General features: G+C 68.4%; 15 protein-coding genes. 11 read left to right on the forward strand and 4 right to left on the reverse strand.

Annotated elements, in window-relative coordinates; all coding sequences use genetic code 11:
* The 9 genes from ABZT47_RS36310 to ABZT47_RS36350 form a co-directional block, all read left to right on the forward strand.
* Nucleotides 1–382 (forward strand): ricin-type beta-trefoil lectin domain protein (locus ABZT47_RS36310; RefSeq protein ID WP_354852424.1); only part of this gene is annotated, 382 nt, incomplete at its 5' end.
* Between the two features lie 896 nt (nt 383–1,278).
* On the forward strand, nt 1,279–2,886 hold the full coding sequence (locus tag ABZT47_RS36315) for a hypothetical protein (protein WP_354852426.1): 1,608 nt from the start codon (nt 1,279–1,281) through the stop codon (nt 2,884–2,886).
* Nucleotides 2,887–2,957: 71 nt separating this feature from the next.
* Nucleotides 2,958–3,818, forward strand: a complete 861-nt coding sequence (locus ABZT47_RS36320; RefSeq protein ID WP_354852428.1) for an ABC transporter permease subunit — start codon at nt 2,958–2,960, stop codon at nt 3,816–3,818.
* Complete coding sequence (locus tag ABZT47_RS36325; RefSeq protein WP_354852429.1) at nt 3,815–4,777, forward strand: carbohydrate ABC transporter permease; 963 nt, start codon at nt 3,815–3,817, stop codon at nt 4,775–4,777. Before ABZT47_RS36320 ends, ABZT47_RS36325 begins: the two co-directional genes overlap by 4 nt.
* 8 nt (nt 4,778–4,785) lie before the next feature.
* The gene (locus ABZT47_RS36330; RefSeq protein ID WP_354852431.1) at nt 4,786–5,817 is read left to right on the forward strand and encodes a LacI family DNA-binding transcriptional regulator; all 1,032 of its coding nucleotides are present in this window, start codon (nt 4,786–4,788) and stop codon (nt 5,815–5,817) included.
* A 113-nt stretch (nt 5,818–5,930) separates the two neighbouring features.
* Nucleotides 5,931–7,940, forward strand: a complete 2,010-nt coding sequence (locus ABZT47_RS36335; RefSeq protein WP_354852433.1) for a beta-galactosidase — start codon at nt 5,931–5,933, stop codon at nt 7,938–7,940.
* A gap of 56 nt (nt 7,941–7,996) precedes the next feature.
* On the forward strand, nt 7,997–8,656 hold the full coding sequence (locus ABZT47_RS36340; protein WP_354852435.1) for a glycoside hydrolase family 43 protein: 660 nt from the start codon (nt 7,997–7,999) through the stop codon (nt 8,654–8,656).
* Nucleotides 8,653–9,465, forward strand: coding sequence for a family 43 glycosylhydrolase (locus ABZT47_RS36345; protein WP_354852550.1), 813 nt, complete (start codon nt 8,653–8,655; stop codon nt 9,463–9,465). Before ABZT47_RS36340 ends, ABZT47_RS36345 begins: the two co-directional genes overlap by 4 nt.
* A gap of 388 nt (nt 9,466–9,853) precedes the next feature.
* Nucleotides 9,854–10,897 (forward strand): LacI family DNA-binding transcriptional regulator, encoded by a 1,044-nt coding sequence (locus ABZT47_RS36350; protein WP_354852437.1) that lies wholly within the window; start codon nt 9,854–9,856, stop codon nt 10,895–10,897.
* A 55-nt stretch (nt 10,898–10,952) separates the two neighbouring features.
* Here the strand turns inward: ABZT47_RS36350 and ABZT47_RS36355 are convergent, their stop codons facing one another.
* Nucleotides 10,953–11,798 (reverse strand): helix-turn-helix transcriptional regulator, encoded by an 846-nt coding sequence (locus tag ABZT47_RS36355; RefSeq protein WP_354852439.1) that lies wholly within the window; start codon nt 11,796–11,798, stop codon nt 10,953–10,955.
* A gap of 60 nt (nt 11,799–11,858) precedes the next feature.
* On the opposite strand from ABZT47_RS36355, the gene ABZT47_RS36360 reads away from it, so the two are divergent.
* Nucleotides 11,859–12,674, forward strand: a complete 816-nt coding sequence (locus tag ABZT47_RS36360) for a phytanoyl-CoA dioxygenase family protein (RefSeq protein WP_354852441.1) — start codon at nt 11,859–11,861, stop codon at nt 12,672–12,674.
* Nucleotides 12,671–12,982 (forward strand): hypothetical protein, encoded by a 312-nt coding sequence (locus ABZT47_RS36365; protein WP_354852443.1) that lies wholly within the window; start codon nt 12,671–12,673, stop codon nt 12,980–12,982. Before ABZT47_RS36360 ends, ABZT47_RS36365 begins: the two co-directional genes overlap by 4 nt.
* Before the next feature lie 286 nt (nt 12,983–13,268).
* Here the strand turns inward: ABZT47_RS36365 and ABZT47_RS36370 are convergent, their stop codons facing one another.
* The 3 genes from ABZT47_RS36370 to ABZT47_RS36380 form a co-directional block, all read right to left on the reverse strand.
* Entirely contained in the window at nt 13,269–14,723 is a 1,455-nt protein-coding gene (locus tag ABZT47_RS36370) for an endo-1,4-beta-xylanase (RefSeq protein ID WP_354852445.1), read from the reverse strand.
* Between the two features lie 465 nt (nt 14,724–15,188).
* Nucleotides 15,189–15,386, reverse strand: a complete 198-nt coding sequence (locus ABZT47_RS36375) for an RICIN domain-containing protein (protein ID WP_354852447.1) — start codon at nt 15,384–15,386, stop codon at nt 15,189–15,191.
* A complete protein-coding gene (locus ABZT47_RS36380) occupies nt 15,355–17,295 on the reverse strand; it encodes an alpha-L-fucosidase (RefSeq protein WP_354852449.1) in 1,941 nt (646 codons plus the stop codon). Before ABZT47_RS36380 ends, ABZT47_RS36375 begins: the two co-directional genes overlap by 32 nt.
* Nucleotides 17,296–17,442 lie beyond the last annotated feature (147 nt).

Raw genomic sequence — 17,442 nt, forward strand, 5'->3', positions numbered from 1 at the left:
CCAGATCGTGGGCGGCCAGTCGGGCCGGTGCGTCGACGTGCCGAACTCCAGCACCACCAACGGCACCCAGGTGCAGATCTGGGACTGCGGGAGCGCCACCAACCAGCGCTGGACCTCCACCTCGGGCAAGCAGTTGCAGGTGTACGGCAACAAGTGCCTGGACGCCAACGGGCAGGGCACCGCCAACGGCACCCAGGTGATCACCTGGAACTGCAACAACCAGACCAACCAGCAGTGGAATGTCAACTCCAACGGCACCATCACCGGAGTGCAGTCCGGCCTGTGCCTCGACGCCAACGCGGCCGGCACCGCCAACGGCATCAAACTCATCCTCTGGGCCTGCAACGGCGGATCCAACCAGCAATGGAGCCTGCGCAACTGATCAGGACCACCTGATCCGCCGAGCGGCCGAACGCGGCGTTCACCAGGTATCACTCTCGCACAGGCACCTGACGCTCGGATTCACGCGTGGCGGCCGGCGCGGCGTCCCATCGGCCGCCACGCCGGCCGCCGCCCTGGCCGTCGTCGGCCCTGCTTGGTCGCATAGCCGGTGGCGGCGGCGCTGCGCACAGCACCCCACCGAGCCCATGCGCCTCGGTGATGTCGATCCCGCCGCCCTCCGAAAATACCTGGCCGGCAGGACAGCCGACCAAGCCGACCCCACGGAACCCGAGGCACATCAGAGCCTCCATCAATCCCGGCGCGGATCCGCGCTGCCAGAGCCGTACCGGGATCTGTGAATCGGTTCGACGCGGCGTTTCGCACGGGCGCCGTGTCTGCACCTGTCGCGTTTCGTAGGTCACCGCCCTACAGGGCTGATTTGTAGTGTCGTGGTCGCTCTTGAGCCCGGAATGGCCGGCAGCCTCCGTCAACGGTCATTGCCACGCCGGCCCACTGAAACTTTCAAGAACACGCCAGGTCGCGCGGTCGCGCCCCATGGATCACATGTTCGAGCAGTGGACGGACTTCGGCAAGGACCTTACGTCCTACCTTCTGCGGGACATGTCCGCAGATCAGCGGCGGGTGGAGATGTTGAGCTCATGTGTCCGACCTCTGAAGGCTCGGTGGAGGGGGTTGGCGAAGCGCGTCGACGCTGTCACGAGCCCGCTGGGGTGTCAACGATCAGCGGAGAGAAACTTTCGCACAAAGTTGCCCTTGTGTCGCCTTGAAACATGTCATTAGTCTCGCGGCAACATAGAAGCGCTTCGACGACCTCGAAGGGTAGATCCCCCCATGCGACTCGAGTTGAATCGCAGAGCCTTCATCGGTGCCGCGGCTATGGCTCCGCTGCTCGCCGCCTGCAGCGGCGCACCCCGGCAGAAGACCGGAACGAACACCAAGACGGGACTGCAGGCGGCGCTTCCGGCCCATGTGCCCAGCACCGCCGTCACGCCGGACATTCCGTCAGTGACGGGGGGCGCGGGAGCCGCGACCGATCCCGGCTTTCTGAAGTACCCGTCCAACCGGATCGCCACTGTCAGCGGAGTTCCGGGTAAGGGCAGTGTCTACACCGCCGTCACCCCGCTCTGGGGAACGGTGCCGCCGGCGGGGAACTCCTTCTACGAGGCCGTCAACAAGGCCCTGGGCGTCACGCTCAACATGAAGCCCGCTGACGGCAACAACTACGCCACCATCATCCCGACGATGACGGCCGCCAAGCGGCTACCCGACTGGATCCAGCTGCCGAACTGGTGGAACTCCAACTTCAACCTCGGCGGACTGGCCGGAACCCAGCTCGCCGACCTGACGCCCTACCTGGCCGGCGACAAGATCAAGAAGTATCCCAACCTCGCCGCCCTTCCCACCGGCGCGTGGCAGGCCGGCGCGTGGGGCGACAAGCTTTACGGCATCCCCGGCTTCTCCACGGGTTTCGCCGTCCCCGGCGCCATCTTCTACCGGCGCGACGTCTTCGACGCGAAGGGCATCACCGCCGACCAGGTCAAGTCCGCCGACGACCTGATGAACCTGGGCAAGGAGCTGACCGACGCCAAGCGCGGCGTGTGGGCCTTCGACGATGTGTGGACCTACCTCTCCATCGCCTGGAACATCCCCTCGGGCTGGGACGTCCAAGGCGGCAAGCTGGTCCACAAGTACGAGCTGCCGCAGTTCCTCGAGGCACTCGACTGGCACTACAGGCTGGCGAAGGCCGGCTACCTCCACCCGGACGCGATCGCCGGCCGGGAGGACGCCACCCGCTTCTATGCGGGAAAGGTGCTGATGCACGGTGGCGGTCTCGGCACGTGGAACCTGACCGACCATCAGTCGGGCACCGCCGCCGACAAGAACTACCGCCGCGGCACCTTCGACTACATCGCCGCCGACGGCACGAGCCGGCCCCGCATGTTCATGGGCGCCTCCACGAGCATGATCAGCTACCTCAACATCAACCTCAAGCCGGCGCAGATCGAGGAGTTGCTGGCGGTCGCCAACTACCTGGCCGCTCCGTTCGGCTCTATTGAGTACACGCTGGTCAACTACGGTGTCGAAGGCGTCCATCACACGATGAAGGACGGGGTGCCGACCGCGACCGAGGACGGCAAGAAGTTCGTCCAGGCGCAGACCTTCCCTTTCCTGGCCTCGCCGCCCTCGGTGCTCAGCAACCCCGGCGTCGACTCCATCACCAGGGACTACGCCGCCTGGGAGGCCGCCAATGTCAACGCTCTGTACAAGCCGGTCTTCTGGAACATGAACATCAGCATGCCTCAGCAACTGGCGTCGGCCAGTGCCGCGCAGGCGGTCGAGGACACCATCAAGGACTGCTACCACGGCAAGAAGAAGCCCTCCGACGTGCAGGCCGCCATCGCCACCTGGAAGGCCGGCGGCGGTGACCGGCTCAAGCAGTGGATGACCGACAACGTGCTGAACAAGTACGGCACGGGTCAGTGAGCACGCCCGGCCCGCTGAGAGCGTCTCTGACATTGCGGGAGAAGCTGCGGCGCGACCGGACCGTGCTGATCATGGTTATACCCGCGGTCGTCCTACTGCTGATCTTCAACTATGTCCCGATGGTCGGGGTCGTCACCGCCTTCCAGTACTACGACCCGCTGATCGGGATCTGGAGCAGCGACTGGGCCGGCTTCGAGCAGTTCCGTGCGATCTTCGCAGACCCGTTGTTCTGGGGCGCGCTGAACAACACGCTGTACCTGAGCTTCGTCTCTCTGGTCCTGTTCTTCCCCGTCCCGATCGTGCTGGCGATCCTGCTCAACTCGGTTCTCAGCGAGCGGGTGCGCAACTTCATCCAGTCCGTCGTCTATCTGCCGCACTTCTTCTCATGGGTGCTGGTCATCACGGTCTTCCAGCAGATGCTGGGCGGCGCCGGCGCGCTCAACCAGTTCCTGCGCTCGCACGACCTGCAGACCTGGGACGTGATGACCAACGCGGACACCTTCGCGCTGCTGGTCACCTTCCAGGGCGTGTGGAAGGAGGCCGGCTGGGGGATCATCGTCTTCCTGGCCGCGCTGGCCGCCATCGACCCCGGCCTCTACGAGGCGTCGGCCGTGGACGGCGCCGGGCCCTTCCGGCGGATGTGGCACATCACCTTGCCCGGCCTGCGTGGAGTGATCGTGCTGATGCTGGTGCTCAGGCTCGGTGGAGCGCTCTCGGTCGGCTTCGAACAGTTCCTCATCCAGCGCGCGGCGGTCGGCCATGAGGCCGCGGAGGTGCTCGACACCTATTCCTTCTACTACGGCATCTCCACGGGCAACTACAGCTTCGGCGCGGCGGCCGGTCTCTTCAAAAGCGTGATCTCCCTCCTGCTCATCTGGGGCGCCAACAAGCTGGCGCATTTCTTCGGCGAGGACGGGTTGTACCGGAAATGACCAAGGTGTTCACCATCGAAAGAGGCAGGACCGCCGCAGCGGCGACTCCCCGGGCGCGGAGGACCTCACGCCCGCCCTGGCAGGAACCCCCGACCATCACCGGTCGATCCGCCAAGGGCGTCACCCTCGGTGGTGTCCTGGCGCTCGTGCTGGGCCCCCTGTGGATCATCGTGGTGACCAGCCTGTCCACACCCGGCGCCATCAACCGGGCCGGCGGCTTGGTGGTCTGGCCGGACGGCCTGAGCCTTCAGGCCTACCGGGAGATGCTGACCGACCCCACCGTGCGCACCGCACTGGTGGTGAGCCTCGGCATCACCGTGATCGGCACGGCGCTGTCCATGGTCGTGTCCATCCTGTGCGCCTACGGCCTGTCCCGGCCGCACTCCCTCGGGCACCGCTTCGTCCTGGTGCTGCTGATCGTCACGATGTTCGTCGGCGGTGGCCTGATCCCCACCTTCCTGGTCGTGACCGGGTTGGGCGGCTACGGCCAGTGGTGGGCGCTGATCCTGCCGGGTGCGGTCTCGGTCTTCAACATCCTGGTGCTCCGCTCCTTCTACGCCGAGACCTCCGGCGACCTGATCGACGCGGCCAGGATGGACGGGGCGGGAGACTGGCGCATTCTCCGGTCCGTCGTGCTGCCCACCTCGCGGGCGGTGACCGCAGTGATCGCGTTGTTCTACGCCGTCGGCTACTGGAACTCCTTCTTCAACGTCATGCTCTACATGCCGACGGAGAGCGAGAAGTGGCCGCTGCAGTACGTGCTGCTGACCTACGTCAATCGTGGCGTCGGCCTGCCTGGCACGGTCAACTCCGGCTTCGGCATGGCACACGCGCAGACCGCTCCTCTGTCGCTGCAGATGGCGGTGGTGGTGCTTACCTTGGTGCCGCTCCTGATCGTCTACCCCTTCATGCAGAAGCATTTCCGCACCGGTGTGCTGACGGGCGCCATCAAGGGATGAACCGTACGGTGACCATACGCGATGTGGCCAGGGTGGCGGGCGTCTCCACGAGCACGGTCAGTTACGTGCTCAGCGGCAAGCGCCCGGTGTCCGCCGAGACCAGGCGCCGCGTCGAGCATTTCGTGGCCGAGCTCGGATATCACCCCCACGCCGGCGCCCGGGCGCTGGCCAGTAAACGCTCGCACATCATTGCGCTGGTGGTGCCATTGCGCACCGACGTGTATGTGCCGGTGATGATGGAGATAGCCACCTACGTCACCATGACGGCCCGCAAGCACGGCTACGACGTCTTGCTGATCACCAACGACGAGGGTCCTGACGGGATCCGCCGGCTGGCCGCGAGCGGCCTGGCCGACGGCGTCATCCTCATGGACGTGGAGCTGGGCGACGAACGCATCTCCACCTTGGGCGAGCTGCGCACCCAGACGGTGCTCATCGGCCTGCCCGACGACCCGGCCGGGCTGTCGTGCGTCGACCACGACTTCTCCGCCGCGGGCGCCCTGTGCGTGGATCACCTGGCCGGGCTGGGCCATCGGGAGATCGCTTTCATCGGCTACGGTACCGGCATCTACCGGCGGCGCGCGGGATACGCCGAGCGCACGCTCGCGGGGTTCCGCGCGCGTGCCGAAGAGCTCCGAATGCGGTTTCTGCACAGTTCCTGCGAGGGGACCTACGAGAGCACCGCGGGCGCGCTGGGCCACATCCTGTGCGACCGGCCCGGCACCACCGGTTTCGTGGTGCAGAACGAACGAGCGCTCGGGCCGCTGCTCCACCTGCTGCGGACCCGCGGGCGAATCGTTCCCGACAAGGCGTCGGTGATCGCTCTGTGCCCCGAGCGCCTGGCCGATCAGTATGCGCCGGCCCTCACGGCGGTCACCGGTGCCGCGAAAGAGCTCGGCCGCATCGCCGTCGAACAGGTCATTTCACGCATCTTCGCCTCCGTGCGCGGCCGGCGACCGGACGACGAACTCGTGCTGCTCGCCCCCACCCTGACCGTCCGCGAGAGCACCGGTCCCGTCCGTCTCAGCGACCCCTCTTAGGAGCACCTCCGCATGCCGCATTTCCGTTTTCCCAGGCCGGTGCCCCCGCCTGCCGAGCGCGTCCCGCTCTTCCCCCGCGACGGCGCGCGGCTTCGCACCCTCCAGGAGCAGGCATGACCGCAGACAGGCTGACCGCCCGGCTCGGCGGCCTCGCCTTCGGCGGCGACTACAACCCCGAACAGTGGGATGAGCCCGTCTGGAAGCAGGACGACGATCTGATGCGCGTGGCCAGAGTCAACCTGGCCACGGTGGGGGTCTTCTCGTGGGCGCTACTGGAGCCGGAGGAGGGACACTACGATGTCGCCTGGCTCGACGCCCACATCCAGCGCCTGCATGCCAACGGAGTCGCCGTCGACCTGGCCACGCCCACGGCTTCCCCGCCGCCCTGGTTCACCTTGGCCCACCCCGACGCCCTGCCGGTGGGACCGGACGGCGCCCGCCTCACCCACGGCAGTCGTGACACCTACTGCCTGGCCGCTCCGGCCTACCGGAAGGCCTCCCGCCGCATCGCCGCCGCGCTCGCGCAGCGTTTCGGTGACCACCCGGCGGTCGTCCTGTGGCACGTGCACAACGAGTACGTCACGTTCTGCTGGTGCGACCACGCCGCCGCCGCCTTCCGCAGATGGCTGCGCGCCCGGCACGGCTCGCTCGAAGCCCTCAACGAGGCGTGGGGGACGGCGTTCTGGAGTCAGCACTACACCTCCTGGGAGCAGGTGCTGCCGCCGCGGGCCACCCAGTGGCATCGCAATCCCGGCCAGTGCCTGGACTACCACCGCTTCTGGTCCGACGAGGTCGTGGCCGCCTACAGGGAGCAGCGCGACGCCATCCGCGCGCACAGCGACCGGCCGGTGACCACCAATCTGATGCTCCCCGCGTATCAGAACCTGGATCTGTGGGCCTTCGGTCGCGAGGTCGATCTGGTCGCCATCGACCATTACCCCAGCGCGCCCGGCATGGGGGCCGCCGCCGACACCGCCTTCGGCGCCGACAGGGCCCGGTCCCTGGCGGGGGGCCGCCCGTGGCTGCTGATGGAACAGGGCACCAGCACCGTGTACGACACCGACCGGGTCCTGACCAAGGAGCCGGGGGACATGCTGCGGCACACCCTCGGCCACATCGCCCGCGGCTCGGAGGGCGCCCTGTTCTTCCAGTGGCGCCAGTCCCGCGCGGGAGCCGAGCAGTGGCACTCGGCGATGGTCCCGCACGCGGGAGCCGACAGCCGGATCTTCCGTGAGGTCCGGGCCCTCGGCGAAGCGGTCGCCCGCCTGGGCGAGCTCGCGGGCTCGACCGTCACCGCTCAGGCGGCCGTCCTCCACGACGCCGACGCCTGGTGGGCCATGGACGGCGACGGCCTGCCCTCGCCGGATCTCGACTACCATGACGCACTGCGCCGCGCGCATCAGGCTCTGTGGGAGAACGGCGTCACCGCCGACCTCGCCCACCCCGCACACGATCTGGGCCGCTACCGGCTCGTCATCGCCCCCGCCCTGTACCTGCTCTCCGACGCGGGCGCCGCGAACCTGCGCCGCTACGTCCAGGGCGGCGGGACGCTGCTCGTCCAGCACTTCAGCGGTGCCGTCGACGAGCGCCCGCACGCCCGCCTCGGCGGCTACCCCGCGCCGCCGCTGCGCGAGGCGCTGGGCATCCGTGTCGAGGAGTACCGGCCACTGCGGCGGGACGAGCAGATCGTCCTGTCCGACGGCGCCCGCGCGAGCGTGTGGAGCGAGGCGCTGCGCGCCGAAGGCGCCGAGCTGATCGCGGCCTACACCCACGGCATGCTCGCCGGCGCGCCCGCCCTCACCCGGCACCGCTTCGGCGGCGGCCAGGGTTGGTATCTTTCCACCCGCCTCGACGACACCGGCTACGCCGAACTGATCACCCGGCTGCTCGGCGAGGCCGGCGTCGCCCCTGAGACGCCCGGCCTGCCGCGCGGCGTCGAAGCCGTCACCCGCCACGCCGCCGACGGCCGCCGCTGGCGGTTCCTGATCAACCACACGGCTCAGGCCGTAGCCCTGCCCTGGCCCGGCCACGACCTGCTGACGGACGGACCGGTGGACGAACTGCCACCGGGCGGCTGTGCCGTGTTGAGGCAAGAGCCGGATGGGACCGGCAGCTCACCGTGACCCTGTCACCGCTCTGTCGGCAGTGTCGCTTCGCCTCCGATGAAAGGACCCACGGGGTGTCAGACCATACCCCCAATCCGGTCATCGCCGGATTTCATCCCGATCCCAGCGTCTGCCGCGTCGGCGACGACTACTACCTCGCCTGCTCCAGTTTCGAGTACTTCCCCGGCGTGCCCATCTTCCACAGCCGTGACCTGGTGCACTGGACGCAGATCGGCAACGCGCTGGAGCGGCCCGGCCAGCTGCGCCTGCCTGCCGGCACGTCCTCCTCGGGCGGGGTCTACGCGCCCACGCTCCGCCACCACGACGGCCGGTTCTGGCTGGCCGTCACCAACGTGAGCGACGGCGAAGGCAACCTGCTGTTCACCGCCACGGACCCCGCCGGACCGTGGTCCGACCCGATCCGGCTGTCCGGCGTGCCCGGCATCGACCCCGATCTGGCCTGGGACGAGGACGGCGCCTGCTGGTGCACCTTCGCCGGGATCGGCCAGGTCCGTATCGACCCGTGGACGGGACGGACGGCCGAGGAGCCGCGAAAGCTGTGGTCCGGCACCCCTGGCGCCGCCGCCCCGGAGGCGCCGCACCTCTACCGGATCGGCGAGTACTGGTACCTGCTCATCGCGGAGGGCGGCACCGAGCGCGGCCATGGCGTGTCGGTCGCCCGCGGTCCCGCCCGGGCGGGCCGTTCGAGCCGTGCCCGGCCAACCCGATTCTGACGCACCGCAGCACCGGCCACCCGATCCAGAACACCGGCCATGCCGATCTCGTCCAGGCCCGTGATGGATCGTGGTGGATGGTCCTGCTCGGAGTACGGCCACGCGGGGGGACTCCCGGCTGGCACGTCCTCGGCCGCGAGACCTTCCTCGCCCCGGTGACCTGGGTGGACGCCTGGCCCGTCGTCGGCGAGTTCGTCTCCGGCGCACCGGCCGGATCCGGTGCGGTGAGCAGGGACGACTTCGACCTCGCCGAGCTTCGGCCGTACTGGATCTCCGTGCGAAGCCGGTCGGCGGACTCCTGCACCACAAAGGAACGGCCCGGCTGGCTGACCCTCCGTGCACGAGGCGCATCCCTGGACGACGCCGACGTGGCCTTCCTCGGCCGCCGCGTCCAGCACCTGAGATGGCGCGCACGCACGCTGATCGACCCCACGCGGGGGAGCGGCGGCCTCGCCGTCCGGCTCGACGAGCGACACCACTACGAGATCGAGGCGGCCGACGGGCGGGTGCGCGTCATCGCCCGCATCGGCTCGCTGCGCACCGTGGCGGCCGAGCGGGCGGTGCCCGCCGGGCCGCTGGCACTGGGCGTTCACGCGGACGACCTGCCGCCCAAGGACGCCCGCTCCGGGCCGGACACGCTCTCGTTCGGCATCGAGACCGAGGACGGCGCGTTCACGGTGCTCGCCGCTCTAGACGGCCGTTACCTGTCCACCGAGGTGGCGGGCGGCTTCACCGGCCGGGTGATCGGTATGTACGCCGCGACCGGCGAGGTCCATTTCGACTGGTTCGCCTACGAGGGCAGGCCGTGAACAGCGCCTTCACCGGCCGGTCTGGCGTCGGTCAGCCGAAGTAGCGGGGCCATGCTCCTCAGAAACCCGGGTGAAAGTTTCTCGCGAAACCGTGCTATCGAACTCCGTTGCGGGAAGCCGTGTCGTACCGGCGCCGAGCGGCCGTGCCGTTCCGCCGAACACGCAGCTTCCCCTGTCCGCGTCGGTGCTCGCGGGCGACTCGGGCCGGTGCCGGAGGACGGGCGCGGGCCTGGGATCAGGCAAGAAACTTTTCCAGGCTTGCTCTATAGTTCCCTTGAGGTGCTGGCTGTGAGCCTGCCGCCCCTCGTCTTTCTGGGCCCGTCGTCCATCTGGGCACGTCGCCGACGGTACGGTTCTCGCGGCCCACCGTGGATGAGGAAGGGTTAACGTGACGGACAACCGAACGGGCGAGCCGGCGGACGAGCAGGACGAACGAGGCGAGGCCCCCGGTTCGGTCACCATCGCCTACATCGCCGAGTCCGCGGGTGTCTCGATCCCCACGGTGTCCAAAGTCCTGAATGGACGGTCGGGAGTCTCGGGGCAGACCCGTGCCCGTGTCGAGGAACTGATCAACCGGTACGGCTACCGCAGACCCTCGGGCAGCCGGGGCAACGTCGTGGAGCTCGTGTTCCGCGAGCTGGAGAACATGTGGGCCGTGGAGATCATCCGCGGCGTCGAGCAGGTGGCCCGCAAGAATCGCGTCGGAGTCATGATCTCGAAGCTCGGCCTCCATGACACGCCAGCGATGTCCATCGACGACACGGTCGGCCGCCGCCCTCGCTGCGTCCTGTCGGTGGCGCAGTTGTCGCCGTCCGAACGCGAGAAGCTGAAGACGAAAGGGATCCCGTTCGTCGTCTTCGATCCGATCGACGAACTGCCGGACGATGTGCCCTTCGTGGGCACCACCAACTGGCGAGGCGGCCAGGCGGCCACCCGCCATCTGCTCGAACTGGGACATCGCCGCATCGCGATGATCAGCGGCCCGGATCATACGTTCTGCCGGGCCCGAACGGCCGGCTATCTCTCCGCACTGGCCACGGCCGACGTCCCCGCCGATCCCGGGCTCTTGGTCCGCACCCTTCTCACGCGCGAACATGGGGGTGCGGCGGCGCGTGAGCTCCTTTCCAGGCCCGACCGGCCGACCGCGATCTTCGCCGCGAACGACCTGCAGGCGCTCGGCGTCTACCAGGCGGCTCGCGAGCTGGGACTGTCCATCCCCGGGGACCTGAGCGTGGTGGGCTTCGACGATCTCCCGGTCGTGGGATGGGTGGACCCTCCGCTGACCACGGTCCACCAGCCCCTCAGCGAGATGGCGGCCGCGGCCACGGAGCTGGCCCTGGCTCTTGGCCGCGGGGAGCCGACTCAGCAGGTCGGCCTGGAGATCGCGACCACCCTTACGATCCGCGAGAGCACGGCGCCGCCGAAGGACTGAGCGGCCGAGCGGGAGTTCGGCGCGGCACGGCCTGCCGCGAGATGGCCAAGTCGGTCTAGCCAGAATTGATCGGGGTACCGCCGATGACAGGCTGGGCGGCGCGGATGCTGCGCGGACCGGCCCCGAGTTCGCGGCGGCACGCCTTGTTGAACGCCTGCAGGTCGGGGATGCCGACGGAGAGCGCGACCGCGGGGATGGACAGAGTCGTGGCACGCAGGAAATGGCGTGCCCGTTCCATGCGGCGGACACGGAGGTATCCGACCACGGTCTCCCCCGTGGTGGCGCGGAACAGCCGGGTCAGGTGGTTGTGCGAGACGCCCGCGGCCTTCGCGATCTCCGCAACCGTCAGCGGCTCCGCCATCCGGGTCTCTATCAGCGACAGCGCCGTCGCGACCGCGGGGTGAACCGTCTGCGTGCTCCGGGCCTTCGGCGGGGCCAGATGGGCGACCCGCCACAGGGCGGCCCACACCTCGGCGGCCGCTCGTGCCGGAGTGTGCGGCCAGGCGGCCAACGCCTGACGAAGCTGCGCCGTGAGAGCGGCAAGCTCGGCACCCGCGTCCTGGATCACCGGAATGCGGGCCGGCGAGCCGGCCGGCTTCAGGCACAGATGCACGTAGAGGTGCTCGGAGCGCCCCCGGTAGTGATAACGCACCTGCGTGCCGGGCGGAATGAGGCTGACCCGGCCGGGGCGGATCAGGTGTGCGGTGCCGTTCAGCGTCAGGTCCGCTTCATAGCTGTAAAGGTGCAACTGCCACAGGTCCGGCAGCGAGAACACGTCCACGTGGCCCGCCGGGCCGTGTACGCCGATGCCGACGGCGGCGAGAGCGGGGGGCTCGTCGAGATGCGCGAGGACGGAGTGCACCGGCATGTTGTACCACAAGCCGCAGATGGTGAGAATCAACCACTTGAGGGTGAACGGGGCCCACCTGATGGGCCGTGGTTCGCGCCTAGAGTGGCGGCCATGAGGAACAGGCAAGCCCTGCTCAGCTCGGTCGAGATGGCGCGCTTCGTGGCGCGCGGGTCACTGCGCCTGGACGCGGTGGTGCCGGCGGAGATGAACGCCGAGGGGCTGGCGGTGCTGGCGGACGGCGTGCCGCAGGTGCCCTTCGGCACACCCCTGTCCGAGGCTTACGCGGAAGGTTCGTTCGTCCGCCGACTGCTGAGGATTCCGCAGGTCGCGGGGGCACTGCGCAGCCTGGTGGGCCCTGAGCCGACGGTGGACCACCACTTCGTGCACGTCCGCGAACCCGGCGGCGGGGACGCGCAGCCGCTGCACGGCGACGCCATCATCGACGTCCGGCCGGACGCCTTCGACGTGCAGCTCATGTACTACCCGCAGGCGGTGACGCTGGAGATGGGCGGAACCCTCAGCGTGCCCGGCAGTCACCTGCGCCGGATCAACGAATCCGACACCGGCCGCTATCAGAACCTGCGCGGCCAGGACCGGCTGGTCTGCCCCGCCGGCACGGTGGTGTTTCTGCACCACGGGCTGTGGCACGGCGGCCGGCGCAACTCCAGCGGCATCGCCCGCTACATGCTCAAGATCCGCTTCAACCCGACGGTGCGTCAGCGGCGCCTGTGGGACACCTCGGACCTGGACGATCCGCGGGTGGTCGCGGAACTGGACGCGACGTTCCCCTGGTACGAGCCGGCGACGGGCCGGCTGGAGCGGTACAACCGCGTCCTGCTCTGGCGGGCGCTGACCGGCGACGACCGTTTTGACATCGACTACTGGGTGACCAGGGTCTCCAACCGCCCGGAAGAGGTCACGGCATGACGGACACGCCGACTCGCACCCCGGTGCTCCGGCAGCAGGTGCTGGTGCTGTATCTGGCCAACTCCGCCCTGGACTCCCATGTCGTCGGCTGGGCGCGGTACGACGGCACCGGCCGTACCTCTCCGACCACAGGCGACAGCGACGAGCCGCCGTACGAGTCGGGGATCGCGGCTCTGCTGGACGGCTGGCGGCTCATCCAGGCCGCCCAGCTGATCCCGCCCTACCCAGGCCACGAATACGATGTCTCCTTCCTCAAGCACGAGTTCTTCTTCGAACGGATCGTCGACGTCCACCCGCTTCCGGTCTGACCGGCCCCGCCGCGCGCTTTCCGCCGCCGGAGCGGGTCGGTCCGCCTCGCGCCGGTCGACGGAAACGGCTTGAGAGTTACGGCCCGTCCGTCCCAGAGCCGAGGTGTCCCGGCTCGTGGGCGGGGCCGGGCGCCGAGGTGATCGGCGGTCCTCGCCCGGCGAGCGATCGGGTGCCGCGCCCTTCGGACGCGGCACCCGTCATGGTGATCGTCAGGTGGTTCGGTGGTTCCTGATCCGCATGGCGCGGGGTGCTTCCGACGTCGATGAGTGATGTCGCCGATCGGTGTCAGGGGCTGGTGCACGTAGCGGTGGGGGTGGCGGCCGTGCCGTTGGCGGTGAAGCCGAAGGTGGTGGAGGATCCCGCCGCGATGGTGCCGTTGTAGGAGGTGTTGCGGACCGTCACGGTGGAGCCCGATACGGTCTGGGTGCCGTTCCACAGGCTGCTGATGGTCTGTCCGCCGGGCCAGGTCCACTTCACGGTCCAGCCGTTGACCGGCGAACCGCCCGCACGGACGGTCACCGTGGACTGGAACCCGCCCGGCCAGCTGTTGGTGGTCTCGACCGTCGCCGAACACGCCCCCGGAACCGGCGTGGGAGTGGGAGTCGGCGTGGGCGTGGGCGTGGGCGTCGGGGTGGGAGTTGGCGTCGGGGTAGGAGTGGGGGTCGGAGTCGGCGTGGGGGTGGGGGTGGGGGCGCTGTTGAGGGCGTTGAGGGCGGCGTTATAGGCGGGTTTGGGCTGGTAGCTGGCGTCCCACATCATGGGTGCGCCATAGCCGGGGAACGTGCCGGGAATCCAGGTGTGGCCGTCGTCCACGCCCCACTGGGAGACGCCCACGCAGCGGGGGACCGCCAGGCAGGCGTTCACGACCGTGCCGTAGTCGGTGCCCTGTTGCTGCAGTTCGGAGTTGTCGGCCGGCATCTGGATGCGGTCGTCGAGCTCGGTGACGGCGACGTCGAGGCCCAGGGCGGCGAAGCGCTGCATGTTCGCCAGCAGGGACGAGGGGACCTGGCCCTCGATGAAGTGGCTCTCGAACCCGATGCCGTTCAGCGGCACGCCCTGGGCCAGCAGCGACTGCGCGAGCGAGTACATGCCGTTGCTCTTCGCGTTCATGCCCTCGATGTTGTAGTCGTTGATGTACAGCTTGGCGTTGGGGTCGGCCGCGTGCGCGGTGCGCAGCGCGTCGGCGATGTAGCCGTTGCCCATGGCCCTGGTGAAGACGTCCTGGCGCAGGGTGCCGTCCTCGTTGAACGGTTCGTTGACCACGTCCCAGGAGTACACCTTGCCCTTGTAGTGGGTGGCCTCGTTGGTGATGTGATTCTCCATCGCACCCTGCACCTGGTTCGTCGCCAGGCCGCTCACCCAGGCGGGGAGCTGGGCGTGCCACACCAGCGTGTGCCCGCGCACCCGCATGCCGTGCGACTGGGCGAAGGACACGATCTGGTCGCCGGCGCCGAAGTTGAACGAGCCGCGGGAGGGTTCGGTGGCGTCCCACTTCATCTCGTTGCCCGGCGTGACCATGTCGAACTGCGCCGCCGCAAGAGCGATCTCGCTGCTGATGCCGAGGTCTCCCCGCGTCAGCGCGGTGCCGAAGTACCGGCCCTTCGCTTCGGCCGCCGCCTTCAATGTCGTCGCCGCCTCGGCGGGCACGACCGCGCCGATCATCACGACGGCGGTCGCGGCGGCGACCGACGCGCCGGCCAGGCGGCGAGAGCCGGGCCGGAGAAAAGAGAATCTGCTCAAGATGTCAGGCCTTTCCATTCTCGAACCGCCGAACCTCCGGCGACCGACTCGTTACAGAAGCCTTCGCCGGGGCGGCCCCGATTCTCGACTGAATGCTGTTAGCGCTAACAAACGGGTGTCGAGCACTCCATTCTTTCGGCCGGTGAAAGACGCCTGCCACCGGGCTGAAGAGGTCAGGCGTGAGCCGTCAGATGCTAAGAGGGGCGGATCGCGAGCGTCAACGTCCCCCTCTATTGCCGATGCCGAGGAAGTTCAGCCGAGCGACCCGGCTCCGTACCTCAGCCGGGAGATACGCCGGATATCTGCTCGTACATGTCCGCCCACAAGGCGTGAAATTTTCACCATGTGCGTCGGCCACCTCCCGGCGCCGGGGCTTTGAAATAGTTCTTGGAGCGTCCGACCAGGGGGGAACTGTATCGTGGGCCGGCCGAGACGCCGGTGATCGCCGTGCCCCCTCACCGGGCGTCAGGTGGCGGTGATGGTCCAGAGGTTGTTGGTGCTGGTGTTGGGGGTCCACATGCCGGCGGTGGAGCCGGCGGAGGTGTTGCCCATGCCGTCCAGAGCGGTGCCGGTGCCGCGGTTGATGCTCTGGTAGCGGCCGTCGCCGGTGTCGTCGGCCCTGGCAACAAGATCAGCTGCGGGTCCACTTCTGGTTGTTGCCACCGTGGCAGCTCCAGAGGATCACCTTGGTGCCGTTGGCGGTGCCGGCGGCGTTGGCGTCCAGGCATTTGCCGGACTGCACGCCGGTGATGCTGCCGTCGGTGTTGAGGGTCCACTGCTGGTTGGTCCCGCCGTTGCAGTCCCAGATGACGATCTGGGTGCCGTCCGCCGTCCCCTGGCCGTTGGCGTCCAGGCACTTGTTGCCGTAGACCCTGAGCTCCTTGGCGGAGGTCGGCGTCCACTGCTGGTTGGGTTGGCCGTTGCAATCCCACAATTGCCCCTGCGCGCCGTTGACCTGAGAGGCGCCGGCGACGTCCAGGCATCTGGCGGCGTTGACGTTGCGCAATGGACCGGCCGTGACGGAAGGGGTCTTCATCGGCCCGTTGAAGGTCAGCTTCACCACGTACGCCGGCGCCGAGTACGGCTGGCTCGGCATGCCGATGTGCAGGCCGGCGGCGTCCTGGGTGCGGTTGGGCAGGTTGATGTAGGTGCCGGCGGTGTTGCCGATCAGTTCGGCCTTGCTCAGGTTCGACAGATCCATCCGCCCACCGGCCAGCGAGGCGAGGTTGAGGGCGGAGCCCGGCCAGCCGAGTACGGTGGCGTACAGCACGGTGTTGTCCTTGCTACGGGTGTAGCGGATGTCCTGTGCCGTGCCGGCCCGTGGCTCCACGAAACTGCCGCCGCCCATCTTGGTCGGCCCTTCGCCGTAGGTGGTCCAGGCGCGCGTGGAGTAGACCGACTCGCCGTTGCGCCGCAGGTAGGTTCCGATGGCGTTCAGCAGGTCCTTCTGTGTCTGCGGGATCGAACCGTCGGCCCTGGGGGAGATGTTGAGCAGCATGTTGCCGTTCTTGCTCACCCGGTCGATCAGCGCATGGAGCAGCGCGGCCGAGCTGTAGTACGAGATCCCGTTGGTGTAGGACCAGGACGGGTTGCTGACGGCGTCGTCGGTCAGCCAGTAGGGATTACGGATGTCGGCGGGGCCGCCGCGCTCGTAGTCGAACATCTCGCCATTGGTGTTGAAGCCGTCCTTGTAGGCGGCGACGACCTCTTTGCCCCACGCGTTGGCCTGGTTGTAGTAGTACGAAAGGAAATTGAGCCGCTTGGACTCGTCGACGAGATAGAGGCCGCCGTCCTGCCAGATCATGTCCGGCCGGTACTTGTCGACGACCTCCTTCAGCTTGTCGTACCACAGCTGCTGCTCCGCGGCCGAGCCGAGCTGCCCGTACAGTTTCTTCAACGTGGTGGTCGGCTGCGTGGGCACGTGGTCGTAGTAGCCGGTGAAGTTGTACAGATGGTGCAACGTGACCAGGAACTTCAGGTTCTTGGCGCGGATCGCGTCGGCGAACAGCTGCACCAGGTCCAGCTTGGGCCCCCGGGCGACCGAGTTCCACTCGTTGACCTGGCTGTTCCACATGGAGAAGCCGTCGTGGTGCTCGGCGACCGGCCCGGCGAACTTGGCCCCGGAGTCGGCCACCAGCTGCGCCCACTCGCCGGGGTCGAAGTTGCCGCCCTGTGACGTGAGCTTCGGCGCGAACTGCACCCAGTTGCCGGCTTTGTCACGCGCGCCGTCGATGAAGTTGTTGTACGGCCACGCCGAGGGGTCACCGTAGACGCTCTTGTGGTGGTTGTTCTCGTTCGAGCCGTTGATGTACATGGTGCGGGGGTACCACTCGGTGCCGTACTCAGGCGTGGCGAAGGCACCCCAATGCCAGTAGATGCCGAACTTCGCGTCCTGGAACCATTCCGGAGCGGCCGGATGCTGGTCCACTGACGCCCATGTGGGCTCGTAGACGGCGGGAGCGGCCTCGGCCGTGCCCGTCGCGGAGGGAATCGTGAGCAGGGCCCCGGCGAGCAGAGCGGTACCGGCCAGAGCGGCCCGTCTGCGAAGCCGCGACAGTCTGACGGGGGACATGTCGGCTCCTCGTGACAGAGTTGTCGTATCGATTCGATTGGTGCCGCGATCACACGCTCGCGGCCGGTGCACCGCATGGACGGGCGGTGCACCGGACGGCGTTCCGCGCCCGATCGCTCAGGCGGTCAGTGCTCTGGCTTCAGCCCG

Origin of the sequence: Sphaerisporangium sp. NPDC005289 (assembly GCF_040607455.1) — a bacterium.
Lineage (GTDB): Bacteria > Actinomycetota > Actinomycetes > Streptosporangiales > Streptosporangiaceae > Sphaerisporangium > Sphaerisporangium rhizosphaerae.

Coding starts and splice junctions, on each gene's coding strand:
- ABZT47_RS36335 (WP_354852433.1), top strand. CDS start 5,931: ATGACCGCAGACAGGCTGACCGCCCGGCTCGGCGGCCTCGCCTTCGGC.
- ABZT47_RS36360 (WP_354852441.1), top strand. CDS start 11,859: ATGAGGAACAGGCAAGCCCTGCTCAGCTCGGTCGAGATGGCGCGCTTC.
- ABZT47_RS36320 (WP_354852428.1), top strand. CDS start 2,958: ATGGTTATACCCGCGGTCGTCCTACTGCTGATCTTCAACTATGTCCCG.
- ABZT47_RS36325 (WP_354852429.1), top strand. CDS start 3,815: ATGACCAAGGTGTTCACCATCGAAAGAGGCAGGACCGCCGCAGCGGCG.
- ABZT47_RS36365 (WP_354852443.1), top strand. CDS start 12,671: ATGACGGACACGCCGACTCGCACCCCGGTGCTCCGGCAGCAGGTGCTG.
- ABZT47_RS36315 (WP_354852426.1), top strand. CDS start 1,279: ATGGCTCCGCTGCTCGCCGCCTGCAGCGGCGCACCCCGGCAGAAGACC.
- ABZT47_RS36380 (WP_354852449.1), bottom strand. CDS start 17,295: ATGTCCCCCGTCAGACTGTCGCGGCTTCGCAGACGGGCCGCTCTGGCC.